Annotated in this window: 26 protein-coding genes and 1 pseudogene; 13 read left to right on the top strand and 14 right to left on the bottom strand. The window is 67.5% G+C overall.

The features are described from left to right. Positions 1–365: 365 nt before the first annotated feature. From CFB39_RS29755 to CFB39_RS29735, 5 genes and pseudogenes are all read left to right on the top strand, one after another. Positions 366–1,654: pseudogene (locus CFB39_RS29755) on the top strand (glycine betaine/L-proline ABC transporter ATP-binding protein); the annotation flags it as partial. Beyond that, on the top strand, positions 1,647–2,543 hold the full coding sequence (gene choW / locus CFB39_RS29750; RefSeq protein WP_046549695.1) for a choline ABC transporter permease subunit: 897 nt from the start codon (positions 1,647–1,649) through the stop codon (positions 2,541–2,543). The pseudogene CFB39_RS29755 and the gene choW, both read left to right, overlap by 8 nt. Before the next feature lie 105 nt (positions 2,544–2,648). Next, positions 2,649–3,647, top strand: coding sequence for a GlxA family transcriptional regulator (locus tag CFB39_RS29745; RefSeq protein ID WP_011354068.1), 999 nt, complete (start codon positions 2,649–2,651; stop codon positions 3,645–3,647). A gap of 98 nt (positions 3,648–3,745) precedes the next feature. Continuing rightward, entirely contained in the window at positions 3,746–4,693 is a 948-nt protein-coding gene (locus CFB39_RS29740) for a choline ABC transporter substrate-binding protein (protein WP_089475515.1), read from the top strand. 302 nt (positions 4,694–4,995) lie between these two features. Next, positions 4,996–5,622 (top strand): trimeric intracellular cation channel family protein, encoded by a 627-nt coding sequence (locus tag CFB39_RS29735; RefSeq protein WP_089475704.1) that lies wholly within the window; start codon positions 4,996–4,998, stop codon positions 5,620–5,622. A gap of 9 nt (positions 5,623–5,631) precedes the next feature. On the opposite strand, the gene CFB39_RS29730 is transcribed toward CFB39_RS29735, so the two are convergent. Continuing rightward, a complete protein-coding gene (locus tag CFB39_RS29730) occupies positions 5,632–6,057 on the bottom strand; it encodes a PACE efflux transporter (RefSeq protein WP_089475514.1) in 426 nt (141 codons plus the stop codon). Positions 6,058–6,204: 147 nt separating this feature from the next. Here CFB39_RS29730 and CFB39_RS29725 point away from each other — a divergent pair, with 147 nt between their 5' ends. After that, positions 6,205–7,134 (top strand): LysR substrate-binding domain-containing protein, encoded by a 930-nt coding sequence (locus CFB39_RS29725; protein ID WP_089475513.1) that lies wholly within the window; start codon positions 6,205–6,207, stop codon positions 7,132–7,134. A 48-nt stretch (positions 7,135–7,182) separates the two neighbouring features. Here the strand turns inward: CFB39_RS29725 and CFB39_RS29720 are convergent, their stop codons facing one another. Next, positions 7,183–8,331 carry a sialidase gene (locus CFB39_RS29720; protein ID WP_089475512.1) on the bottom strand — a complete coding sequence of 383 codons (1,149 nt, stop codon included), beginning with the start codon at positions 8,329–8,331 and terminating at the stop codon, positions 7,183–7,185. Between the two features lie 66 nt (positions 8,332–8,397). Further along, the gene (locus CFB39_RS29715) at positions 8,398–8,667 is read right to left on the bottom strand and encodes a MoaD/ThiS family protein (RefSeq protein WP_043180651.1); all 270 of its coding nucleotides are present in this window, start codon (positions 8,665–8,667) and stop codon (positions 8,398–8,400) included. A gap of 217 nt (positions 8,668–8,884) precedes the next feature. Here CFB39_RS29715 and CFB39_RS29710 point away from each other — a divergent pair, with 217 nt between their 5' ends. Next, complete coding sequence (locus CFB39_RS29710) at positions 8,885–9,268, top strand: ASCH domain-containing protein (RefSeq protein WP_241025767.1); 384 nt, start codon at positions 8,885–8,887, stop codon at positions 9,266–9,268. Between the two features lie 65 nt (positions 9,269–9,333). Here the strand turns inward: CFB39_RS29710 and CFB39_RS29705 are convergent, their stop codons facing one another. Beyond that, on the bottom strand, positions 9,334–9,732 hold the full coding sequence (locus CFB39_RS29705) for a nuclear transport factor 2 family protein (RefSeq protein WP_089475510.1): 399 nt from the start codon (positions 9,730–9,732) through the stop codon (positions 9,334–9,336). A gap of 80 nt (positions 9,733–9,812) precedes the next feature. Here CFB39_RS29705 and CFB39_RS29700 point away from each other — a divergent pair, with 80 nt between their 5' ends. Then, positions 9,813–10,769, top strand: a complete 957-nt coding sequence (locus CFB39_RS29700) for a LysR substrate-binding domain-containing protein (protein ID WP_089475509.1) — start codon at positions 9,813–9,815, stop codon at positions 10,767–10,769. Between the two features lie 25 nt (positions 10,770–10,794). Here CFB39_RS29700 and CFB39_RS29695 read toward each other — a convergent pair whose 3' ends face one another. Continuing rightward, on the bottom strand, positions 10,795–11,484 hold the full coding sequence (locus CFB39_RS29695; protein ID WP_089475508.1) for an aspartyl/asparaginyl beta-hydroxylase domain-containing protein: 690 nt from the start codon (positions 11,482–11,484) through the stop codon (positions 10,795–10,797). A gap of 243 nt (positions 11,485–11,727) precedes the next feature. On the opposite strand from CFB39_RS29695, the gene CFB39_RS29690 reads away from it, so the two are divergent. Further along, positions 11,728–12,072 carry a DUF4148 domain-containing protein gene (locus CFB39_RS29690; RefSeq protein WP_089475507.1) on the top strand — a complete coding sequence of 115 codons (345 nt, stop codon included), beginning with the start codon at positions 11,728–11,730 and terminating at the stop codon, positions 12,070–12,072. A gap of 80 nt (positions 12,073–12,152) precedes the next feature. Beyond that, complete coding sequence (locus tag CFB39_RS29685) at positions 12,153–12,428, top strand: DUF4148 domain-containing protein (protein WP_089475703.1); 276 nt, start codon at positions 12,153–12,155, stop codon at positions 12,426–12,428. A gap of 266 nt (positions 12,429–12,694) precedes the next feature. Here the strand turns inward: CFB39_RS29685 and CFB39_RS29680 are convergent, their stop codons facing one another. Then, entirely contained in the window at positions 12,695–13,222 is a 528-nt protein-coding gene (locus CFB39_RS29680) for a cytochrome b (RefSeq protein WP_089475506.1), read from the bottom strand. Between the two features lie 189 nt (positions 13,223–13,411). On the opposite strand from CFB39_RS29680, the gene CFB39_RS29675 reads away from it, so the two are divergent. The 3 genes from CFB39_RS29675 (at position 13,412) to CFB39_RS29665 (ending at position 16,079) form a co-directional block, all read left to right on the top strand. Further along, positions 13,412–13,762: a hypothetical protein gene (locus tag CFB39_RS29675; RefSeq protein WP_089426768.1), complete on the top strand. Its 351-nt coding sequence runs from the start codon at positions 13,412–13,414 to the stop codon at positions 13,760–13,762. A gap of 62 nt (positions 13,763–13,824) precedes the next feature. Further along, complete coding sequence (gene hpnI / locus CFB39_RS29670; protein ID WP_089475505.1) at positions 13,825–14,994, top strand: bacteriohopanetetrol glucosamine biosynthesis glycosyltransferase HpnI; 1,170 nt, start codon at positions 13,825–13,827, stop codon at positions 14,992–14,994. Next, complete coding sequence (locus tag CFB39_RS29665; RefSeq protein WP_089475504.1) at positions 14,991–16,079, top strand: lysylphosphatidylglycerol synthase domain-containing protein; 1,089 nt, start codon at positions 14,991–14,993, stop codon at positions 16,077–16,079. Before hpnI ends, CFB39_RS29665 begins: the two co-directional genes overlap by 4 nt. A gap of 43 nt (positions 16,080–16,122) precedes the next feature. On the opposite strand, the gene denD is transcribed toward CFB39_RS29665, so the two are convergent. The 8 genes from denD to CFB39_RS29625 all read right to left on the bottom strand — a co-directional run bounded on the left by denD (position 16,123) and on the right by CFB39_RS29625 (position 24,274). Further along, positions 16,123–17,094 carry a D-erythronate dehydrogenase gene (gene denD, locus CFB39_RS29660; RefSeq protein WP_089475503.1) on the bottom strand — a complete coding sequence of 324 codons (972 nt, stop codon included), beginning with the start codon at positions 17,092–17,094 and terminating at the stop codon, positions 16,123–16,125. 28 nt (positions 17,095–17,122) lie between these two features. Then, a complete protein-coding gene (gene otnI, locus CFB39_RS29655; RefSeq protein ID WP_089475502.1) occupies positions 17,123–17,899 on the bottom strand; it encodes a 2-oxo-tetronate isomerase in 777 nt (258 codons plus the stop codon). An 82-nt stretch (positions 17,900–17,981) separates the two neighbouring features. Further along, positions 17,982–19,307 (bottom strand): MFS transporter, encoded by a 1,326-nt coding sequence (locus CFB39_RS29650; protein WP_089426773.1) that lies wholly within the window; start codon positions 19,305–19,307, stop codon positions 17,982–17,984. Between the two features lie 112 nt (positions 19,308–19,419). Next, on the bottom strand, positions 19,420–20,058 hold the full coding sequence (locus CFB39_RS29645; RefSeq protein WP_089475501.1) for an aldolase: 639 nt from the start codon (positions 20,056–20,058) through the stop codon (positions 19,420–19,422). Beyond that, positions 20,055–21,353 carry a 3-oxo-tetronate kinase gene (gene otnK, locus CFB39_RS29640; protein WP_089475500.1) on the bottom strand — a complete coding sequence of 433 codons (1,299 nt, stop codon included), beginning with the start codon at positions 21,351–21,353 and terminating at the stop codon, positions 20,055–20,057. Before otnK ends, CFB39_RS29645 begins: the two co-directional genes overlap by 4 nt. A 19-nt stretch (positions 21,354–21,372) precedes the next feature. Then, complete coding sequence (ltnD, locus tag CFB39_RS29635) at positions 21,373–22,263, bottom strand: L-threonate dehydrogenase (protein WP_006489132.1); 891 nt, start codon at positions 22,261–22,263, stop codon at positions 21,373–21,375. Positions 22,264–22,312: 49 nt separating this feature from the next. Next, positions 22,313–23,017, bottom strand: coding sequence for a FadR/GntR family transcriptional regulator (locus CFB39_RS29630; RefSeq protein ID WP_011354089.1), 705 nt, complete (start codon positions 23,015–23,017; stop codon positions 22,313–22,315). Positions 23,018–23,206: 189 nt separating this feature from the next. After that, on the bottom strand, positions 23,207–24,274 hold the full coding sequence (locus CFB39_RS29625; protein WP_089475702.1) for a GlxA family transcriptional regulator: 1,068 nt from the start codon (positions 24,272–24,274) through the stop codon (positions 23,207–23,209). Positions 24,275–24,362: the final 88 nt, after the last annotated feature.

Below are 24,362 nucleotides of genomic sequence, written 5' to 3'. Positions count from 1 at the left end.
GCGGCCTGCGTCGCGATCAGCGTATTGGCGGGGAATGTATCACAGCGGCTGTCGGGGATTTTCCGGGTTGGCGCGGTATCGCGGCGTGCACCGTCCGGTGTCGCCGCGCGGCTTTTTGCACGGTCATGCTTTTTATTGGTGGAGGCGAGGCGCTTTCGTCTGAGCAGATCGACGCGTGATCGGACGTGAAATTGTCGTAAAGCGACGCGTGCCCGATGCGAATTGGCGCAAGGCGCGACACGATCCGCGCCGCGTTGCTGCGCACAAGTCCGACGCGCGATGCCCGCCGTTGCTGGCCGTGCGCGTATTGCGCCGCCGCAATCGGGTGCCGTCGCGTGCCGCGCCCCGCCCGGCGGGGCTGGCAGCCGTGTCGTATTTGCGCAAGCGTTTGTCGTAATTCGTCGGCAGGTCGGGGTTTTTTCTGGCAACTATGTAGGCACGCTAAGACAAGCGCGAGTCCCCGCTACACGAGGAGAAGGTTTCGATGGATGCCCCCAAGGTCGTGGTCGAAGGTCTGTGCAAGGTGTTTGGAAGCAACCCGCAGCAGGCGCTCGACATGCTCGCCGCCGGCGCGACGAAGGACGATGTGCTCAAGCGCACCGGCCAGGTCGTCGGCGTGCACAACGTCTCCTTCGATGTGCAGGAAGGCGAAATTTTCGTGCTGATGGGCCTGTCCGGCTCCGGCAAGTCCACGCTGATCCGCCTCGTGAACCGGCTGGTCGATCCCAGCGCCGGCAAGGTGATGATCGACGGGCTCGACGTCGCGTCGGCGCGCCGCTCGGCGCTGACCGCGCTGCGCCGCAAGGACATGAGCATGGTGTTCCAGTCGTTCGCGCTGATGCCGCACCGCACCGTCGTGTCGAATGCCGCGTTCGGCCTGGAAGTCGCGGGCATGGGCAAGAAGGAACGCGAGCGCCGCGCGATGGAAGTGCTCGAGCAGGTCGGCCTCGCCCCGTTCTCGCACAAGCTGCCGTCCGAGCTGTCGGGCGGGATGCAGCAGCGCGTCGGCCTTGCCCGCGCGCTGGCCGTGAACCCGTCGCTGATGATCATGGACGAGGCGTTCTCCGCGCTCGATCCGCTCAAGCGCCGGGAAATGCAGGATGTGCTGCTGCAACTGCAGAAGGAACAACGCCGCACGATCATGTTCGTGTCGCACGATCTGGAAGAAGCGCTGCGCATCGGCAACCGCATCGCGATCATGGAAGGTGGCCGGCTCGTGCAGGTCGGCACGCCGCAGGACATCATCGCGAACCCGGCCGACGATTACGTGCGCGCGTTCTTCGACGGCATCGACACCAGCCGCTACCTGACCGCCGGCGACCTGATGCAGACGGGCGCCGTGCCGATCGTGTCGAAGTGCGATGCCGCGAACGTCGCGGCGACGCTGAACGGCAGTGCCGACTATGCGTTCGTGCTCGATGCGCAACGCAAGATCCGCGGCTTCGTCACGCGGGAAGCGATCGGCCAGGCGACGCCGTCCGTGAGCCCGATCGAATCCATCCGGCGCGACGCGTCGCTCGAACATGTCGTCGCGCGCGTGGTCGCGAGCCCGAATGCGCTGCCGGTCGTCGACGACGACGGCTGCTACTGCGGCTCGGTCGATCGTGCGCTCATCCTGAAGGCCATCACGCGTTCGCGAGGTTCCCATGTCTGAAATGATTCCGCTCGGTACCTGGGTCGACCAGTCCGTTCACTACCTGCTCGACCACGACGCCAAGACGTTCGACACGATCGGCCAGGCGATCGAGGGGCTCGCGGCATTCGTCGAGCACGGCCTGCAGGCGATCCCGATGTGGCTGATGATGGCGATCTTCATCGGCGTCGGGCTGTGGCGGGTGGGCTGGCGCTTCGCGCTGTTCACGACGCTGTCGCTGCTGCTGATCTTCGCGACGGGCTTCTGGGACCAGACGGTCATCACGCTCGGCCTCACGCTGTCGTCGACGATCATCAGCCTCGTGCTCGGCATCCCGCTCGGCATCTGGGCCGCGAAGAGCAAGTGGGTCGCCGCGATCGTGCGCCCGATCCTCGACCTGATGCAGACGATGCCCGCGTTCGTCTACCTGATTCCGGCCGCGATGCTGTTCGGTCTTGGCCGCGTGCCGGGGATCCTGTCGACGGTGATCTTCGCGATGCCGCCGGCGGTGCGCCTGACGAGCCTCGGGATCCGCCACGTGAACCGCGAGATCGTCGAAGCCGGCCAGGCCTTCGGCTGCACGCCGTGGCAACTGCTGTACAAGGTGCAGTTCCCGAATGCGCTGCCGTCGATCATGCAGGGCGTGAACCAGACGATCATGATGGCGCTGTCGATGGTGATCATCGCGTCGATGGTGGGGGCAGGCGGCCTCGGCAACGACGTGCTCGCCAGTATCCAGCGCCTCGACATCGGCCTCGGTTTCGAAAGCGGCCTGTCGGTCGTGCTGCTCGCGATCATTCTCGACCGCATCACCGAAAGCTTCGGCCGTGCGCCGGGCACCGTGAAGGCGCCGCTGTTCTCGGGTCTCAAGCAGCTGTTTCGCGTGAAGGCCGCGCCCGCGCAGGCCTGACCTCCGGCGGCCGGCATCCCCGGCCGCTCACCCTGAATGAATAACGGCTTCCGCGGTTTCGGCCGCGGGGCTGGCCCCCTGCAACCTCCTCGCCAGGAGACCGATGTGACGTCCGCCGTCGCTGTCGCGCCCGCAGCCTGCGTTTCACCGGTTTCATCGCTCGCCCATTTCGGCTTCCTGACGCTGCCGAACTTTTCGATGATCGCGTTCTCGAGCGCCGTCGAAGTGCTTCGGATGGCGAACTACGTCGGGCGCGCCGATCACTACCAGTGGTCGATCTATTCGCTCGACGGCAGTCCGGTGCACGCGAGCAATGGCATCGCGGTACGGCCCACGCAGGCGCTCGACTACACGAACCTGCCCGACGTGATGATCGTGTGCGGCGGCATCCGCATCCGCGACGTGGTCGACGAGGGCGCGCGCGATACGCTCGCGGCGCTCGCCGAACGTGGTCTGCCGCTCGGCGGCATCTGCACGGGCGCGTATGCGCTGATGTCGAGCGGGCTGCTCGACGGCTATCGCTGCACGGTGCACTGGGAGAACCTGTCCGCGTTGCATGCCGAGTTTCCGCAAGTGGGTTTCGCCGACGAACTGTTCGTCGTCGACCGCGACCGGCTGACCTGCACCGGCGGCACCGCGCCGCTCGACCTGATGCTGAACCTCGTCGGGATGCGCTTCGGCCAGCAGCTGGCCGCGCAGGTATCCGAGCAGTTCATCCTGGAGCGCATCCGCAGCTCGACGGACACGCAGCCGATTCCGGTCGATGCGCGCGTCGGCTTCTCGCGCGCGGAGCTGATCGAGGTCGTGCGGCTGATGGAGGCGAACATCGAGGAGCCGCTGTCGCTCGAGGAGCTCGCACGGCTCGTGCGGCTGTCGCAGCGGCACCTGCAGCGCATGTTCAAGGTGTACCTGAACGTATCGCCGACTCACTATTACCTGACGCTGCGCCTGAAGCGCGCACGCGACCTGCTGCGCACGACCGACGCGTCGATCGCACGCGTGACGACGGTCTGCGGCTTTCATTCGCCATGCCATTTCAGCAAGGCCTACCGTGCGCAGTTCGGCCACGCACCGAGCTACGAGCGCCGGTTGCCGGGGCGCTGACTAATCCAATGGTCCGCGACGCCGCCGGGATCGCGGCGCGCGGCTTCAATAAACGATCCCGCATTCAAGCAAACGACATCACTTTGAGGAGAAGCAAGATGAAGCGCCTATTGATCGCAGCGGTGTGCGGGATCGGGATAACCGCGCCGATGTCGGCCGTGTATGCGGCCGATCCGCCCGTGTGCAAGAACGTGCGCTTCGCGGACGTCGGCTGGTCCGACATCGCGGCGACCACGGGCCTCGCATCGACGATGCTGCAAGGGCTCGGCTACAGCCCGACGAAGACGATCGCGTCGGTGCCGATCACGTTCGCCGGCATCAAGAGCAAGCAGATCGACGTGTTCCTCGGCTACTGGTCGCCGACGATGGACCCGATCATCCAGCCGTTCACGAAGGCCGGCCAGATCAAGGTGCTGTCGACGCCGAACCTGACCGGCGCGAAATACACGCTCGCGGTGCCCGACTACGTGTACCAGGGCGGCCTGAAGTCGTTCGCGGATATTCAGAAGTATGCGGACAAGCTGAACGGCAAGATCTACGGGATCGAACCGGGCAACGACGGCAACCTGCTGATCAAGAAGATGATCGACGGCAACCAGTTCGGCCTCGGCAAGTTCAAGATGGTCGAGTCGAGCGAGGCCGGGATGCTGGTCGAGGTGAATCGTGCGATCCGCGACAAGCAATGGATCGTGTTCCTCGGCTGGGAACCGCATCCGATGAACGTGCAGATGAAGATCGACTACCTGAGCGGCGGCGACGACGTGTTCGGCCCGAACTACGGCGAAGCGAAGGTGCTGACGGCGACGCCGCCCGACTACGCGCAGCGCTGCCCGAACGTCGCGAAGTTCGTGTCGAACCTGCAGTTCACGACGTCGATCGAGAACCACGTGATGATGCCGATCATGAACAAGGAAGACCCGAACAAGGCGGCGGCCGAGTGGCTGAAGGCGAACCCGCAGGCGCTCGACAAGTGGCTCGCCGGCGTGACGACGCTCGACGGCAAGCCGGGCCTGCCGGCGGTGAAGGCCTATCTCGGCGTGCATTGAACGTAACGCGTCGGGCGTCGCGGCTTCGGCTGGAAGCCTGACGTGTTTCCGAGCCGGTGGAAGCAGGGTGCGCATCCTGCTTCCGCCGGCTTTTTGCTTCCGGTTTCAGGTTCGGCCCGTCAGTGGACGGGCGATGCGCTAGACTGCCCGATCCCGATCGAGGAGGCGGCAATGATACGCAGTGCGCTTGAGGTATCCGGATGGCGGCAGGTGGCCGGCAGGCGGCCGAGGCCGAACGGCGCGTCGGCTTGTCGCGACGCAGGCTGCAACCGGACGATGCCGCACTGCGGCCATTCACGCACATGAAGCGCATCGAGCAAGTGGTGCTGGCCGCCGATCTCGCGGGCACGGCGGTGTTCGCGGTCGAGGGTGCCAATGCGGCGATCGGCGCCGGGCTCGACCTGTTCGGTGTGATGGTGCTGTCGCTCGTCGTCGCGCTCGGCGGCGGCGTGATCCGCGATCTGCTGATCGGCGCACGGCCGCCCAGCGCCGTGAGCGACTGGCGCTATCCGGCGCTTGCGTTCGCTTCAGGGCTGTTCGCGTTCGTGTTTCATGAGCGGGTCGCCGCGTTTTCTCCGTCGCTGCTCACGACGCTCGATGCGGCCGGCCTTGCGTTGTTCGCGGTCGCGGGCGCGGTGAAGGCGCTCGAATTCCGGGTTCACCCGTTCATTGCGACGCTGATGGGCGCCGTGACCGGTTGCGGCGGCGGCGTCGTGCGCGATGTGCTGCTTGCACGGATCCCGGTCGTCCTGGTCACGGACATTTATGCGAGCGCGGCGCTGCTCGGCGCGGTGGTCGTCGTATCGTGCCGACGGCTCGGTTGCTCGCCGATCGTCGCGGCCGCGCTGGGCGGCGTCGCATGCTTTGCGCTGCGGATGGCGGCGGTACGATTCGGCTGGCAATTGCCGAAAATTGCCGCCGGGGCGTGAGCGTTCGGCTCATTGCCCCTTCGTCGCCGCCGGCACGTCGAACACCCGATCGAACGCCCACTGGAACACGAACGCGTAGCCGAAGAAGAACGCGAACAGCCCGATGTCGACGACGAACGCGTCGAGCCACGAGATGTCGAGCCACCCCGCCACGACCGGCACCAGAATGAAGATCAGCCCGCCTTCGAATCCGGTCGCGTGCAGGATCCGCCGCCCGAGCGTGCGTGTCGGCTGGCGACGCGACGCTTCCCAGCGCTCGAACAGCGCGTTGAAGATCATGTTCCACAGCATCGCGATCGCCGACATCGTTGCCGACAGCGCGCCCGAATAGACGAGGTCCTGCTTGAAGATCGCCGCGATCACGGGCGAGATGCAGGAAATCGCGATCGCTTCGTAGAGCACCGCCTGCGTGATCCTGCGCGGTAGGCCTTGCACGTTGTTGCTCCGGAGGGACGTCACTCGACGCGGCACCGTGCCGCGACGTCCCGCAAGGCTATTCGCGTTGCACGCCTGCTTCAATTCACCTAATCTCACCCGGATTCAATTGAATTCAACCCGGCCCGAGCCGGCCCGCGAGGCCCCGTGTTCTCGAAAATCCCCCTGACTGCATTGCGTGTATTCGAGTCGTCGGCGCGGCTCGGCGCATTCAAGGCCGCCGCGGACGAACTGTCCGTGACGCCGGCCGCCGTGTCGCACCAGATCAAGTCGCTCGAAAGCCGGCTCGGCGTGCTGCTGTTCGAGCGCGGCGCGAGCGGCGTGCGGCTCACGGACGAAGGCGAGCGCCTGTTTCGCGCGAGTCACGATGCATTGCTCGCATTGAGCCGCGGGCTCGATGCGGTGCGGCCCGAGGCGGCCGGCGAGCGCACGCTCGTGCTGACCACCACGCCCGCGTTTGCCGCGATGTGGCTGATTCCGCGCCTCGGCCGGTTTCGTCAGGTCGATCCGCAACTGCACATCAAGGTTGAAACCGGCAACACGCTTGCGGATCTCGAACGCGATGCGCGGATCGATCTCGCGATTCGCGCGACGTCGCGCACGTTTCCGGCACTGCACGAGATTGCGCTGATCGACGAGTATTTCGGCGCGTATGCGGCCGCCGGCTTCGACGCGCATCGCACGGACGAGCCGCTCGACCTGATCGAGACCGTGTGGGATACGCCGCTGCCGGTGTCGGTCGACTGGGTGTCGTGGTGTCGCGCGGCCGGCCGCGACGCGTGGCTCGAGCGCGCGGTGTTTCGCCACTACGACGACGAGCATTACGCATTGCAGGCGGTGCTGCATGGGCAGGGCATCGCGTTGCTCAGTTCGGTGCTGGCCGCCGAGCATGTCGAGCACGGGGCGCTGATGCCGATCGAGCCGGCGGTGCGGATCGAGGGCGCGCGTTTTGTCGCGCTGTGCCGGCCCGGGCGGGAGCGCGAGCCGCAGGTCAGGTCGTTTCTCGACTGGCTCGAAGAGGAGATTGCGCAGACGCGGGAGGCGGTGGGGCGGATGGGGGCGGGCGTTGAGCGGTAAAGCGGGCCGTGCAGGCCGATGCGAACCGACCCGCTCGCACACCCACCGTCACCCGAACCTGACGCAATAAACCGGCGGCAAATGCGCAGACACCAGTTGCCAGTTTTCGCCGCCGTCACCGGACGTCCATAACCCGCCGGTGGTCGATCCCATCGCGAGGCGCGTACCGGTGTCATCGATCGCGAGCCCGTGCCGATACACGAGGTCGTACGCCGGTGCACTCGGCAACCCGTTCGAAAACTGCTCGAAACTGCGCCCGCCGTCGCGCGTGCGCGTGACGACGAACCGACCGTTCACCGGAATCCGGCACGCGTCCTTCACGGCCGGCACGAACCACGCGGTGTCCGGTTCATGCGGGTGCACGGCTACCGCGAAGCCGAAGCTCGAAGGCTGCGCCTCGATGCGCCGCCAGTGTTCGGCGCCATCGGTCGAGCGGAAGATCGCGCAGTGATGCTGCGTCCACAGCACGTCCGGGTTGGCCGCGCATTGCACGACGCGGTGCGGGTCTTGCGCGTTGGGCTCGCCGCGCCGCTCGGGCGGCATGTAGTCGGCTTCCATGCCGTCGGCGGTCACGCGCCACGTCGCGCCGCCGTCGGCGGTCTGCCAGACGCCGCCGCACGAGATGCCGACCGTCACGTGCCGGCTGTCGCGCGGATCGACCATCACCGAATGGATGCCCGGCGCATCGTATCCGCCGCCGCCCCATTCGGCGCGCTCCGGGCGATCCCACAGTGCCCGGTTGAGCACCCAGGAACTGCCGCCGTCGTCGGAGCGGAACAGTCCGCCGGGAATCGTGCCGGCCCACAGCACGCCGGGTTCGTCGGCGCCGCCGGTTTCGAGCGCCCAGATCTGCTGGAGCGTCCATGGCGGTTGCGGCGTGCCGGGTGGCGCGTCGTCGTCGTCGCCGGTGCCGGCATTCACACTGGCACCGGCGGGTGGGGCGTCGGCGGGCTGCGGCGGATAGACGGGAACCGCGCATTCTTCCCAGTCGGCGGCGCCTGCGCGCCGGCGGTGCAGCTTGACGCCGAAATGGCCGAGGTTCAGCGCCGCATACAGCGTGCCGTCGCGCGGGTCGGCGAGCGCCATGCTGACCGGCTCGCCGGCGAAGTGCGGCTCACCGAGCGTCCAGCCGCCGTGGCCGTCGGCCTGCAGGACGAACAGGCCCTTGCGGGTGGCGACGAGCAGTCGATCGTTCATTTGCGATGTCTCCGGATGCCCGGCTTGACGTTGGGGTGCGCGGCCGGTGCTTGTGCATATGTCCCCTTATCCGCCCGTCAACGCCTGCACGACATAGACCCGGCTGGCGTCGCCGAGCACATCGGACAGGTGTTGCCGGTCGCGGATCGGCTGGCCGTCGATGAATACCGACAGGTGTTTGCGCAGCGCACCCTGGTCGTCGAGGATGTAGCCGCGCAGCCGCGGCTGCTCGCCGAAAACGGTGTCGAATGCTTCGCCGACCGAGTGGGCGTCGATCTCACGCTCGGGCGTTTCGATATGCCGCTGGATCGAGGCGGCGAAGAAGAGGTGCGCCATGGCGGTGGCTGGCAGGAGCCTCGCTGAGGGGACGGTCTGTAGTTTAGGCGATCCTTTGGGGGCGGAAAGCCGGCATCGCGTAGTCGCGGTGCGCCGGCGTGTCCGATCCGGCCGGGTCGACACGTTCCGGCGAATCGGCAACAATCCTTGCCGGATCGTCATCGCATACAGGAATCGACCGCCATGCGACCGTCAGTCGTACGCTTTCCATTTGCCGATGAAGGAAATACTTGCCATGCCGCGATCCGCGCTGTCGATCGTCAAACCCGCCGTCGACGATATCGTCGCGGGCCGCAAGCGGGTCGAAATCCGGTCGTGGGCGCCGCCGGTCATACCGTTGCGTGATCTCGTGCTGGTGCAGAACACGATCTTCCTGCGTCAGGACGGACAGGAGGACCCTGACGGGATCGCGCTCGCGCTGGTCGACGTCGTGGGGGTACACGACTGGACGCCGGATGAAGCCCGCGCGCAAGGCAAGCAATGGTGTGCCGGATACGTGTGCTGGGAACTGACGAACGTGCGGGCGATCGATCCGCCATTCCGATGCGCAGCGAAACGAGGGATCTATGCACTGGAGACCCCGGAGCGTCATGCATCCTGACTCCCGCGCCCGGGAACGACAGAGCCATCGGTGATGGTTTGCCGGGCAGATATCGTGCAGTCGTATTACGCGTACTTGTCACCCACCGCCGCCCTGACCGGATGCGTGTCATAGACGATGACCATGCGCTCGACGCGTCCGCTTTCGTCGAATTCGAACACATCGACGCATTCGAACTGCACCGCCGAGCCGTCCTTCAGCCCCCAGTCGTACACGAAGTAACCGGTTGCCCGTCGCGCGCCGGTCGCGCTGACGCAGATGTCGATCGCCGTGATGCGGCTTTGTCCGGATGCGGAAACGACTTTTTCGAAAAACGGTGTCGGCTGCATCCAGCCGAGAAACGGCGAATAAATCCGCGCATCCGGCGTGAACAATGCGCAGATCGCGGCGACGTCGCCGCGCTCGAGCGCCTTCAGGTAGGTGTCGACCTGCCGCGTGTATAGTGCTTTCGACGATGGGTCCATTCTCTTTCTCCGCGGGTTGTTGACGAGCCGGGCCGCGACAGGTGAGGCGGATCCGGTGCAACCACGATAGCGATGCACAGATGTCCGAACAATCGAAAAATCCGCAACCCAGGCATGCGGCCCGTGCATACCCGCTTGCCGAACTCACGCGAGCCCTGCCGCCGTTGACGGCGTTCCAGGCCTTCGTTGCCGCGGCCGAACTCGGCAGCTTCAGCCGGGCTGCCGATCATCTGTGCCGGACCCAGGGGGCGGTGAGCCGTCAGGTGCAGCAACTGGAAGTGCATTACGGGTGTGCGCTGTTCGTGCGTCATGCGTCGGGGCTGACACTGACTGCGGAAGGCGGCGCGTTGCTGACGGTGGCCGTCGACGTCCTGACGCAACTGGCACGCCACGCGCAGGCGCATGGCGGCGTCGCGCCGGTTCTCACGCTGCGGTTGCCGTCGACCTTCGCGATCCGCTGGCTGCTGCCGCGTCTCCCGGCGATCAATCGCGCACTCCCGCAGACCGAGCTGCGGATCCAGACGTCGGCGGACGACACGCCGGATTTCGCCGGAACCGACGTCGACGCGATCGTCGTACGAGGCGCCGGGCACTGGGCCGGCATGGTGTCGGTTCCGCTCTTTGCAGAGCGGCTGACGCCGATGTGTACCGGCACGCTGGCCGCTTCATTGAGATCGATCGCCGACCTTGCGCAGGCCACGTTGCTTCATCCCGCCCACGGGCACGACGAGTGGCGCTGCTGGCTCGCGGCCGTCGGCGCGACGCAGGTCGACCCGGAAGCCGGGCTCGTACTGGACACGCTCGAATTGACGCTCACCGCCGCCGAGCAGGGGCACGGCGTGGCGATCGGTGACCCGCGCATGGCCCGGGACCGGCTCGCGGCCGGGACGCTGGTCGCCCCGTTTGGCGAGGTCGTGGACAACGGTCTCGGCTATTTCCTCGTGTACCCGTCGCCGCGTGCGATGCAGCCCAAGATTCGCGCGCTGACGTCGATCCTGGCGGAACTGGCACAGGACGATTCGCCGCGCATGGCGTGACGGGAAGCCACGCCGCTCACACGCGCTAAACCGGAATCGACCGCCCGCGCATCCTGATCCCGATCCGCACGACACCGATCACCGCATTCGACAGCCACGTGAGCAGGCGCGGCATCCCGCGCCGGCGGATATCGAGCAGCAGCACGATCCGCACCGCGTCGCTGTCGTTCCATACCTCGTGCAGGAACGTGTCGTCCCACAGCAGGAAACGCCCTTCCTCGAGCCGGTATTCGTGGCCGTCGACTTTCAGCACGGCGGCCGGCGTGCCGTCCGCGCGCGTCGGCATCGACAGCACCAGATAGCCGCGCAGGATGCCGCGAAACGGCCCGCGATGCGGGGGAATGTGCTTGCCGGGCGCGAGGAACGACAGCGATGCGGACAGCACGTCCGGCGATGCCGCGACGATCGACGCGACGGTCGGGCAGCGCGACAGGTTGCGCGGGAACGGCTGGCCGTACGCCTGCATGATGAACATCCGCCAGTCGCGTGCATCGTTGGCCGAGATGTCGTACTGCTCGCGCATGATCTCGTGAAAGCGCGGGATGCGCGGCATGTCGCGCGCCACGGCGAATGCCTCAGCCTGGATGTCGGTCCAGGCACGGACGAAACGCTCGGTGTCGGGAAACACGGCCGTGTCGAGCACCGCGCCGCCGTCGATATGGCGGTCGAACAGCGTGCGCAGCAGGCCGGCTGCATAGTCGTAGGCGACAGACATGATCGATCGAAGGGCGATCCGTAAGGGGTGACGTCAGTCTGCCCGAAGCGCGGCAGGCGCTGCGTTACGTCAGGTTACGCCGGCTGACGAAAGAATGACAGTTGCATGAACGTCCGTGCCGGGCGCGCCCGGCGCTCGAGACGCCGCGTGATCCGGGTTGCGCGACGCGCGGGAATAAACGCACGCGCTCCGTCGTCATACGGGTGTAGCACGTCGTCTCGTTGACTTCTCAAGGAGTGGAACATGAACACGCATTGGCTGGTGGCCGCCGCGGTGGCGGCGATTTCTCTCGCGGGTGTCGCGACGCAAGCGTCGGCACAGGCACTGACGCGCGCGCAGGTCAGGCAGGAACTGATCGACGCCGAAAACAACGGGCTGCGCTTCGTGACCGATACGTCGTATCCGGACGTGAGCCCGCTGTTCCAGCGGCAGGTCGAACAGATGCCGACGCATCAGGCCAGCACGGCGGTCGGCAGCGATCCGGCCGCGTCATCCGAAGCGGGCAGGCCGGCGACGATGTCGCCGCGCCAGGGTTCCGCCGCATGCGTCGGCCCCGCGAGCTTCTGCGCGGTCTATTTCGGAAGCTGACGCAGCCGCCTGCGTTCGCAGGTCAGGCATTCGAGGGATTCAACACGGTTGATCGATACGGAACATTGAAGGAGTTCATGATGAAAACATATATCGCAGTACTTATGATGATCGGCGCGATCGTCGGTCAGTCGGCCTTCGCGCAATCGGCCGCGCCGCTGACGCGTGCCCAGGTTCGCGACGAATTGATGCGTCTGGAAGCAGCCGGGTACGACCCGGCGAAGGGAGATGAAGGGGAGTATCCGGCGGACATCCAGGCGGCGGAAGCGAAGCTTGCCGAGCAGGACCGGGCCCGGATGGCGGCTGACGCCGCGCACGCGCCGGCCGCCGGTATGCCGGCGCAGACCAGCAACTAGGTGTCGACATGGTCTTGTGCGACTTCAGGCCGTCGTGTTCGCGGCACGGCCGAACGGCCGCCCTTCGTGCCGCTCGACGCGGCAGAAGGGCGCCGGCCGCGCCGCCGGTCATCGCGCGCCGCTTCGCGCGGCGGCGCGATCATCTCATCGGCCGCGCGCGATGAGCGGCCGGTCGGGCGTGCGACGAAGCGGAACGCAGACGGTAGCGGTATCGGCGGCAATCCGGCACATGCGCACGATGGCATGCGGTGCCGCCAGCATGGCGATCACCAGGGCATCATGCGCTGCATGACCTGATCGCGCAGCACGAAGCGGTGCGCGAGCGCGGCCGCCACGTGCAGGCAAATGCCGACGAACAGTGCCCACGCGAGGATGCCGTGCACGTCGCCCATCGCGTGGCCGAACGCGGAGCCGGCCGCCGACAGCGCGGGCAACGGCACGATCCCGAGCAACGTCACGCTCCATGCGCGCGACGACGCGTTGATCCAGCCGAGCAGCGGCACCGCGATCAGCAGCGCGTAGAGCGCGAAATGCGTCGCGCCCGACAGTGCACGCATCGCGGGCGGCAGGTCACTCGCGGGTGGGCGATGCGTCACGCGCCACAGCACGCGGCAAGCCATCGCCGCGAGCAGCGCGGTGCCCACGAGGAGGTGCGCGGCGATCAGGCCGACGGGCCGCGTGTCGCGATGCACGTCGGGCATCGTCCAGCCGATCGCATATTGCGCGATGACCAGCGCGACGATCAGCCAGTGAAGCAAGCGCGCAACGGTGTCATATCGGGCGGGCGTGGACATGGAGACTCCTGCGGACGACGGGGACGATATCGGTCGAGCGGATTCTACGTTCGCTTTCTTAACGAAACGTTAAGCAGGCGTCGCCACAATCGTTCTCCGCTGGACTGTCGCTTTTCTTCATCCTGACCTACGCGACCTTTCGAATCTTTCAGATCGATAGCGGTCGTCCGCACGGGAGACTCTTTCATCATGGCACCTTCGACGATCGAGCGATGGCGTGCCCACCTGCTGATCGCCGCGCTGGCCGGCATGTTCATCCAGGGTTTCATGCTGGTGTCGTTGCTTGCATGGCACGTACCCGAAGCATTTTTCACCACGATGACGTTTCGTATCTGGGTCGCCATCGCGTTGGCCACCGCGATCCTTTCGGCCCGCAAGCTTGCCGACGTCGCGTTCCGCGCCGCGCTCGCCTGCGGCTACGTGCGCGTGACAGGAATCGATCGCCGCACGGTAGTCGTGTCATCTGATTGCGCGTATCGTCGCTTGGTCGTCCTTCACATCCGGCTCCACGGGAATCGATACGGCGGCGTGCACGGCTGACCCTGCGTGCGCGCGGCGGCTCCCGGGTGTCGTGGTCGCACGGGTCACCACTGGGGAGAAGCATGGTTTTGCTGCATGTGCTGCGCGCGCTGGCCGGGGCAATGTCGATCGTCTGCGGGCTGGGCGTGTTACTGGGCATTGCCTACACGATCACGGCCAGCGTGCTGGTCGGCCGGTTCTTTTCCCGGGCGCCGGCCGAGCCGCGCGACTATCCGGGCGTCACCGTCGCGAAGCCGCTGCACGGCGACGAGTGGCAACTCGTACAGCATCTCGAAAGCTTCTTCGTGCAGAATTATCCGGGCCCGGTCCAGCACCTGTTCGGCGTGCACGACGCGAACGACAAGGCGCTCGTGGCCGTCGAGGCGCTGCGGGCGCGCTACCCTGAAGCGAACATCAAGGTCGTCGCCGATGCGCGGCTCTATGGGCCGAACCGCAAGATCGCCAATCTCGTGAACATGCTCGAACACGCGGAGTATTCGGTGCTCTGTCTCGCCGACAGCGACGTTCGGGTCGAGCGCGATTATTTGCGCGCCGTCGTCGGCGCGCTGCAGCAGCCGGAGGTCGGCATCGTGACGAGCGTGTATCGCGGCATCGCATCGCCGGGCTTCTGGCCCGGTGTCGCCGTCGCGATGACGAACTACCATTTCCTGCCGGGCGTGATCACCGGGCTCTTCCTCGGGCGCGCACGGCCATGCTTTGGCCAGACGATTGCGATCACGCGCGCGACGCTCGAACGCATCGGCGGCCTCACGCGTTTCGCGCATCACCTGGCCGAGGATCATGCGCTGGGCGAGGCGGTGCGGCAGGTGGGCGCGCAGGTCGTCATTCCGCCGTTCGTCGTCGGGCATGCGTGCGTCGAGGAGACGTTCGCGAAGCTGTACGCACACGAATTGCGGTGGAGCTGCACGATCCGCGCGGCGGACCGGCTCGGTCACGCCGGCTCGGTGCTGATGCACCCGGTGCCGCTCGCGCTGCTGGCGCTGCTGTTTTCCGGCGGCACGGCCGTCGCGTGCGGGCTGACGGTCGCGGCGCTCGCCGCGCGGGCGCTGCTGATGCTGAACACGAGCCGGGCGACCGGCGCCGGCCTGCGCGGCGCGCTGTGGCTGCCGTTCGTCGATCTCCTGCAGTTCGTCGTGTTCGTGTCGAGCTTCTTCTCGTCGCATGTCGTGTGGCGCGGCACGCGTTTTCGCGTCGACCGGGAAGGGCTGCTGTCGCCCGCGAGCGAATCATGACGACCCCAACGAACCCCGCTGCCGATGCCGCGGAGCGGAACGCCGCGCGGGGCGACGCCCGGCTGCGCCACGTGGGGCAGGCGGCGGCGCTGGGCGGGCTCGCGCTCGCCGTGTGGCTGATCTGGCGCGAGCATCCGCTCGACATCCTGCATCGCCTGCAGATCGCCGGGGCCGGGCTGTTGCTCGCGGCGCTGGCGCACATCCTGCCGATGCTCGCGAATGCGTGGGACTGGCGGATGCTGATCCGCGGCCCGCGCCGGCCGTCGTTCGCGACGATGCTGAAGCTCGTGTGGATCCGCGAATCGATCAACGGGTTGTTGCCGGTCGCGCGGATCGGCGGCGAGATCGTGTCGTTCGGCCTGCTGCGGCAGGCGGGCGTGCGGCCGGCCACCGCCGTCGCCAGCCTCGTCGCCGACATGCAGCTGACGCTGATCAGCCAGCTCGTGTTCGCGCTGGTCGCGATCGGCTACGTGCTCGAGCACGTGTCGTCCGACGCCGCGCGGGTGGCCGGCAACCTCGCGATCGGCATGGCCGCGCTGGTACCGGTGCTGCTGCTGTTCGCGCTGGTGCAGCACGCGCGGCCTTTCGAACGCGCGATGCGCGTGCTCAACCGCGTCACGAGCGGCAAGGTGGTGGCGCTGGTCGGCGAATCGGCGCGCACCGATCAATCGATCCGGATGATCTGGAGAAAGACCGGCATCGTCGTGCGTTATCTCGTGATCTGGCAGACGCTGCAGTTCGTCGGCTATGCGCTGGAAATCTGGCTCGCGCTGTATTTTCTCGGCGCGGAGCCGACGTTCGCGCAGGCGCTCGCGATCGAGGCGCTGATCCAGCTCGTGAGCAGCATCGCGTTCCTGATGCCGGGCGGGCTCGGCGTGCAGGAGGGCGGGTTCGTGCTGATCGGCGGGCTGCTCGGGTTCGACCCGCCGACCTGTCTCGCACTGGCCGGCGCCCGCCGCGTGCGCGACCTGCTGTTTTATCTGCCGGGCCTGCTGGCATGGCAGTGGGCGGTCGGTTCGGCGAAGCGGCCGGGCGGAACGAAAGCCGCGCCGCTGCCCATCGGGGAATCCGCCCGGCCGCGTTGATGCGACCGGGGAGCCCGCGCCCGCGCGGCGGGCCGCGCGGGACTCAGCGCCGTTCGTCGGCGAGATGACTGCGGATCACGTCCGCGAACGACGTATCGCCCGTCAGCCCGAGCGCTTCCGCGCGCGACGTATCCCAACGGCCCGGCCAGCTGCCGACGATCTTCTCGACGCGCTCGTCCGGCACATGGCGGATCAGCTTCACGACGTCGTCGCCCGCGACTTCGCGCAGCGCCGCGATCATTTCGTCGACCGATACCGACAGGCCGGGCAGATTGATCACCCGTTTGTTGCCGAGCTTCGCGCCGTCGATCTCGCAGCCCGCGACGAGCGCTTCGATCGCGCCGCGGGGCGACAGCAGCCACAGCCGCGTCGAACCCGGCACCGGGCACACGCTTTCCTCGCCGTTCAGCGGCTCGCGGATGATGCCGCTCGCGAACGACGACGCAGCCGCGTTCGGGCGGCCCGGCCGCACGCTGATCGTCGGCAGCCGCAGCACGCGGCCGTCGACGAAGCCGCGCCGCGCGTAGTCGCACAGCAGCAGCTCGGCGATCGCCTTCTCGGCGCCGTACGACGATTGCGGGTTCAGCGCGGTGTCGTCCTGCACGACGTCGGGCAGCGTGCCGCCATAGACCGCGACGGAGCTCGTGAACACGACCCGCGGCCGATGGCCACGCGCGCGGCACACTTCGAGCAGCGTGCGCGACGCGTCGAGGTTGATCCGCATGCCGAGGTCGAAATCGGCTTCGGCCTGCCCGCTGACGATCGCCGCGAGGTGGAAGATCGCGCCGGTTTGCGTGTCGATCGCTCGGTCGAGCACCGCGCGCTCGGCGATGTCGCCGACGATCGACGTCACGCGTGCGTCGCCGAAATCGCTGCCTGCGACGACGTCGAGCAGCACCAGCTCGTCGATCTTCTCGCTGCGGCCATCGGGGCCGGTGAGTTCGCCGCGCTCGAGCAGCTTGCGTGCGAGACGCTGGCCGAGAAAGCCGGCGCCGCCGGTGATCAGTACTTTCATGTTCTTTACCCTCGGAAGAATGCTGGAATTACAGGTACGGCTTGAGCCAGCCGAGCCCTTCGGACGTGCCGGCCTTCGGGCGGTACTCGCAGCCGATCCAGCCGTCATAGCCGAGCGCGTCGATCAGCGCGAACAGATACGGGTAGTTGAGTTCGCCGATATCCGGCTCGTGGCGTTCGGGCACGCCCGCGATCTGGATATGGCCGATACCCGCGAAATCGCGCTTGAGCTTCATCGCGAGATCGCCTTCGACGATCTGGCAGTGGTAGCAGTCGAACTGCACCTTCAGGTTCGGCGCGCCGACTTCCGCGCAGATCGCCTGCGCGTCGTCCTGGCGGCTCAGGAAATAGCCGGGCATGTCGCGCGGGTTGATCGGCTCGATCAGGATCGTGATGCCATGCGCGGCGGCGGCCTGCGTCGCATGCCGCAGGTTCGCGAGGTACGTGTCGCGATGGCGCGCACGATCGGCGCCCGGCGGCACCATGCCGGCCATCACGTGCAGCTTCTTGTTGCCGAGCACGCGCGCATAGTCGAGCGCCTGGTCGATGCCGCGCCGGAACTCGTCCTCGCGGCCCGGCAGCGACGCGGTGCCGCGTTCGCCCGCGGCCCAGTCGCCGGGCGGCGCGTTGAACAGCGCCTGCTCGAGGTGGTGCGCATCGAGGCGCGCGCGGATGTCCTCGGCGGCGAAGTCGTACGGGAACAGGTACTCGACGGCCTTGAAGCCGTCGTAGGCGGCAGCGGCGAAGCGTTCGAGGAACGCGTGCTCGGTGTACATCATCGAGAGGTTGGCGGCGAAGCGTGGCATGGCAGCGGGTCCTGTGAATGAATGGGGCGGGGCGCGCACGGCGCCCCGCGTCGAATGGCGGCCGGATCGGCGACTTGGCGAATCAGCGGTTCACGAGTTTCGCGGGCGTGAGCCACACCGCGATCGCGCCGATCACGAGCATCGCGGCGAGCACGTACATGCCGGACGCCGTGCTGTGCGTGACGTCCTTCAGGTAACCGATCACGTACGGGCTCGCGAACCCGGCGAGGTTGCCGACCGAGTTGATGATCGCGATCCCGGCCGCGGCCGCGGAGCCCGCGAGGAACGCGGTCGGCAGCGACCAGAACAGCGGGGCGCAGGTCAGCACGCCGCCCGCCGCGAGCGACAGGAACACGATCGACACCGCCGTATTGTGCGAGTACGACGCGGCGACCGCAAACCCGATTGCGCCCATCAGCGCCGGCACGATCAGGTGCCAGCGGCGTTCGCGGCGCTTGTCCGCGCTGTGGCCGAACAGGTTCATCACGACGATCGCGACGAGGAACGGAATGGCCGACAGCAGGCCGATCTGCAGCGTATCGGTGATGCCGGTCGACTTGACGAGCGTCGGCATCCAGAACGTGAGCCCGTACTGGCCGGTGACGAACGCGAAGTAGATCAGCGACATCCACCACATGCGCGGGTCCGCGAACACGGCCTTCAGCGAATGGCCGTGCTTCTGCTGTTCCTGCGGCTGCGCGGCGATCTCGTCCTCCAGCAGCTGCTTCTCGCGCTCGTCGAGCCACTTCGCGCTGCGGATGCTGTTGTCGAGATACAGGATCGTCGCGATGCCGACGAGCACGGCCGGCACGGCTTCGATCATGAACATCCATTGCCAGCCGTGGAAGCCCGAGCCGCCGTGGAAGCGCTCCATGATCCAGCCCGACAGCGGGTTGCCGAAGATGCCCGACACGGGAATCGCGGACATGAACACCGCGATGATCTTCGCGCGGCGATGCGACGGGAACCAGTACGTGAGGTACAGGATCACGCCGGGATAGAAGCCGGCTTCCGCGAGGCCGAGCAGGAAGCGCAGCACGTAGAACTGCGTCGGCGTCTGCACGAACGCGAACAATGCGGACAGCAGGCCCCACGTGATCATGATCCGTGCGATCCAGATGCGTGCGCCGATGCGGTGCATCAGCAGGTTGCTTGGCAGTTCGAACAGAAAATAGCCCAGAAAGAAAATGCCGGCGCCGAGCCCGAACACCGTTTCGCTGAACGCGAGGTCCTGTGACATCTGCAGCTTCGCGAAGCCGACGTTCACGCGGTCGAGATACGCGACCACGTAGCAGAGCATCAGGAACGGCACGATGCGCCAGAACACTTTCTTGTAGGTGCGGTCGAGTTCCGCGGCATGGGCGGGCGCGGCGGGCGAGCGGCCAGCGGCCGCGTCGAGAGCAGTCATCGTCGTCTCCAATGATGTCGTGTGCCGGCGGCGCGTACGTCGCCGGTCGTGTGTGTGCTGACGGAAGGGCCCGCGCACACGGCAGGCATGGGAATCGTTGCGCGGCGCGCCGCTACCAGCGCGCGCCGAAGCTGGCGCGTAGTTCGTCCAGCGCGGCGTCGTCGAGCGGCTCGGGTTTCGGGTGCGTCATCAGCCACAGCCGCGCCGTTTCCTCGAGTTCCTCGAGCGCATACGACGCGTGCGACACCGACGGTCCCCACATCACCGGGCCGAGGCGATCGAGCAGCACGCCGCGCACCTGATCGGCGAGCGCCGCGACTTCGGCGGCAACGCCCGGATCACCGGGGCGGCGGTAACGGATCAGCGGAATGTGGCCGACCTTCATCACGTAGTACGGCGTGATCGGCGGCAGCACGTCGGTGTCGTGCCACACGCCCGCGAGCGTCAGCGCGACGAGATGCGTCGAATGCGTGTGGACGACGCCGTTCGCTTCGGCATTGCGCGCGTAGATGCCGCGATGCAGCGCGAGCGTCTTCGATGGCTTGCCGCCCGATACGGGCTGGCCGTCGAGGCCGACCTTCGCGATGTCGTTCGGGTCGAGCCGGCCGAGGCAGGCATCGGTCGGCGTGATCAGCCAGCCGTCGGGCAGGCGCGCGCTGATGTTGCCCGCGCTGCCGACCGCATGGCCGCGCGCATACAGGCTCGCGCCGACCACGCAGATCTCTTCGCGCAGTTTCGCTTCGTCGCTCATCGTGCGGCTCCGTCCAGCGCGCGCAGCGCCTTGTCGAAAAAGTCCGTGGCGCCGAAGTTGCCGGACTTCAGCGCGAGGCCGAGCGGCTGCGCGTCGATGGTGGCCGTCGCCGGCACGCCCGGGTCGATCTGCGTGCCGATCTGCAGTGACTTCACGTCGAGCGCCTGCACGACCGCGCCGGACGTTTCGCCGCCGGCGACCACGAACTTGCGCACGCCGAGATCACGCAGGCCGCGCGCGATCGCCGCGAGCGTGGCTTCGACGAGATGGCCGGCCGCGTCGACGCCGAGCGCCTGCTGCACGGCCTTCACTTCGTCGGGCGTCGCGGTCGCATAGATCAGCACGGGCTGCGGCAGGTGCGAGCGCGCAAAGGTGAGTGCTTGCTCGACGACGGGTTCGCCGCGCGATGCCGCGAGCGGATCGATGCGGAAGCTCGGCCGCGTGGCGCGCCATGCGGCGACCTGCGCGTTGGTGGCCTTCGACGCGCTGCCGGCGAGCACCGTCGAGAGTCCTTCGATGCGCGGCAGCGACGCCGCGTTGTCGCGTTCGGGCAGTTGCTCCGCGCGACGGAAATTCGCGGGCAGGCCGAGCGCGATGCCCGAGCCACCGGTGACGAGCGGCAAGCCCGCGCACGCTTCGCCGAGCACGTAGAGGTCGCGGTCCGACAGCGCGTCGGCGATCGCGAAGCGCACGCCTTCCGCGCGCAGTTGCTCGATCCGCGTGCGCACGGCGGCCGCGCCCAGCGCGATCGTGTCGTAGCGGATCAGGCCGACCGGCGACTTCGTCTGCCGTTGCAGCACGCGCACGAGGTTCGCGTCCTTCATCGGCGTGAGCGGATGGTTCTCCATCCCCGATTCGTTCAGCAGCACGTCGCCGACGAACAGGTGGCCGCGATAGATCGTGCGGCCGTTCTCGGGGAACGCCGGGCACGCGATCGTGAAGCCGCCGCCGGCCGCATCGAGCAGCGCATCGGCGACGGGCCCGATGTTGCCCGCGTCGGTCGAATCGAACGTCGAGCAGTACTTGAAGAAGAACTGCCGGCAGCCTTGCGCGCGCAGCCATTCGTACGCGGCGAGCGATTGCGCGACGGCGTCGGCGGCGGGGATCGTGCGCGACTTCAGCGCGACGACGATCGCGTCGGCGTCGAGCGGGGTGCCTGCGGCGCCGTCGGCGGGCACGCCGATCGTCTGCACGGTGCGCATGCCGCTCTTCACGAGCATGTTCGCGAGATCGGTCGCGCCGGTGAAATCGTCGGCGATGCAGCCGAGCAGGGGACGGGAAGCGGAAGCGGTCATGGCAAGTACGTCGGTCGAATCAGCGGGCGGGCGGCAGCGTGATGCCGGGGAAAGTCTTGATCACGGCGGAGTCGTCCTCGCCGCCGTGGCCGGCGCTCGACGCGCTCATGAACATCTGGTGCGCGGTGGCCGACAGCGGCAGCGGGAACTTGCTGCGGCGGGCCGTATCGAGCACGAGGCCGAGATCCTTCACGAAGATGTCGACGGCTGACAGCGGTGTGTAGTCGCCGTTCAGGATGTGCGGCACGCGGTTCTCGAACATCCACGAATTGCCGGCGCTGTGCGTGATCACGTCGTACAGCGCGTCGGCATCGACGCCTTCGCGCAGGCCGAGCGCCATCGCCTCGGCCGCCGCCGCGATGTGCACGCCGGCCAGCAGCTGGTTGATGATCTTCACTTTCGAGCCGATGCCGTGCGCGTCGCCGAGGCGATAGACCTTGCCGGCGATCGCCGCGAGCACGTCCTCGCAGCCCGCATACGCGGCGGCCGGGCCCGACGTCATCATCGTCATCTCGCCGGAGGCCGCGCGCGCGGCGCCGCCGGATACCGGCGCATCGAGCATCTGCAGGCCGGCCGCCTCGATCCGCGCGCCGAGCGCGACCGCGAATTCGGGCGCGACGGTCGCGCTGGCGATCACGACGCCGCCCGGCTTCATCGCCGCGACCGCGCCGTGCTCGCCGAACAGCACCGTTTCGGTCTGCGCGGCATTGACGACGAGCGTGACGACGACGTCGCACTGCGCGCCGAGTTCGGCCGGCGTCGCGCAGGCGATGCCGCCTTCGGCGGCGAACGCCTGCAGCACCGTGTCGCGCACGTCGCATGCGTGCACGCGCAAGCCGGCGCGCAGCAGCGAGCGGGCGACGCCGAGGCCCATCGCGCCCAGGCCGATGACTCCAACATTTCGTGACATGGTCAACCTTGATCGATTCGGGAGAGGGGCGGCGCGGCGGCCGCCGGGTTCAGCAGATACCGGCTTCCGCGAGGCGGCGGGCGGCGTTGTACATGTGCGTGCGCGCCGCGTTGCGTGCGGCCATCGGGTCGCGCGCGCGGATCGCGTCGGCGATCGCCGCGTGTTCCTCGCGCACCTGCCGCGAGAAGTCCTCGCGCGTCGCTTCGTTGCGCCGCGTGACCTTCACGCCGGCTTCGAGGTATTGGTTCAGGAACTGCAGCGTCTTCAGGAAATACGGGTTGCCGGTGACGGCCGCGATCGTGCGGTGGAACGCGACGTCTTCCGCGACGCCATCGCGCCCTTCGGCCACCGCGTCGTCGATCTTGCGCAGCGCATCGTCGATGTCGGCCATGTCTTCATCGGTGTGGTTCAGCGCGGCTTCGGCGGCGACCTCGGCCTCGATCGCGCGGCGCACCGCGAGCAGGTGCGGCAGCGACGTGGCTTCGACGGCCTCCGCGTAGTCGATCCGCAGCGGCCGGATCGCGCCGTGCTGGTTCACGTACACGCCGCTGCCCTGGCGCGGCTCGACCACGCCTTCGTTCTTCAGCCGCGAGATCGCCTCGCGGATCACGGTGCGGCTCACGCCGAATTCCTGCGCGAGCACGGCCTCCGTGGGCAGCTTGCCGGTGGCGGAGAAACTGCCGACTTCGATCTGCTTGAGCAGTTGCTGCGCGACATGGTCGCTCATCGCACGGGCGGGAATTTTCTCGAACATGGCGCTCTGGTTTGTAAGGTTATGTGGTCATCATACAAATTTGAATGGGCGTCAGCATCCGGGATAACCCTCGGTTAACGGAGTGCAACGTCGGCTAAATTGACTGGAACCGGTTCCAATTGAATCGAATCCGATGCGTTCGAGTGTCGATGCGCGAACGGTTGGAAAAGGAGCGGGGGCCCGTCGCCGTCAGTCGGCGATGTCCTCGACGGCGTCCGCCGCGATTGCCGCGCCGGCTTCCGCCACTTCGCCGCCACGCTCCCGATACGTCGCAGGCGGCACGCCGAACTGCTTGCGGAATTCGCGCCCGAGGTGCGACGCATCGGCGAATCCGCAGCTCGACGCGATATCGGCCACCGTGCGGTCGGAGCTCGTCAGCAGCCACGCGGCCGTGCGCAGCCGCACCTGCTTCGCGAACGCCTGCGGGCTCTTGCCCGTCTCCGCCTTGAACAGCCGCTCGAGCTGCCGCGTCGACAAATCGAGCTTGCTCGCGAGCTCGTCGAGCGACAGCGCACGCCCGACATGCTGTTCCATCAGGAGAATCGCGCGCTTGACCTTCGGGTGCGTCGCCGGCTCGAGGCCCGGCGGATGCGGCTGCGGCGCGTTGCCTTTCTGCATCTCGCCGACCAGCAGGATGCGCAGCGCCTTCTGCACGGTCGCGTGATCGAAGTGGCGCAGCAGGATCGCGGCGGCGACGTCGATCGACGCGCGGCCGCCCGAGCAGGTGATGCGGCGCCGGTCGATCACGAACAGCCGGTCGGCGATCAGCAGGTCGGGATCGGCAGCCGGAAAGCGCTCGATGAAATCCCAGTAGTGGAACCAGCTCACGCAGGTGCGGTAGCCGTCGAGCACGCCGGCGCGCATCAGCGTGAACACGCCGGTGCAGATGCCGACGACCGTCGCGCCGCCCGCCGCCGCGCGGCGGATGAAGTCGAGCGTCTCGGGGCCCGCCTGCGGCCCCGAATGCAGCAACCCGCCGACCACCACCACATAGTCGAACGGCTCGGCCGCGTCGAACGTTTCCCACGGCGTGATCTGGATCCCGCAGCTTGCGCGCACCGGCGCGAGGGTCTCGCCGATCACGCTCCACGCGCAGCGCACGGGCTTGCTGTAGTCGCCGTCGTCCGCCGACAGCCGCAGCATGTCGACGAAGCCGGAGAAGGCCGTCAGCGTGAAGTTCGGCAGCAGCACGATGCCGAAGCGGATACGCCGCGGCGTGGGTTCTGCGAGGGGGGAAGCGGGTACGTCGGTTGTCATCGCGGCCAATCTCTTCACGCCGGGCGGGCGGTCTCACTCAGTCTGTTGATACGGGTCATGCGGATACGGCGGCCGGGCGGGGCGGATG

This window comes from Burkholderia sp. AU6039 (assembly GCF_002223365.1).
Classification (GTDB): Bacteria; Pseudomonadota; Gammaproteobacteria; order Burkholderiales; family Burkholderiaceae; genus Burkholderia.
This window is presented reverse-complemented; position numbering and strand designations above follow the sequence as displayed.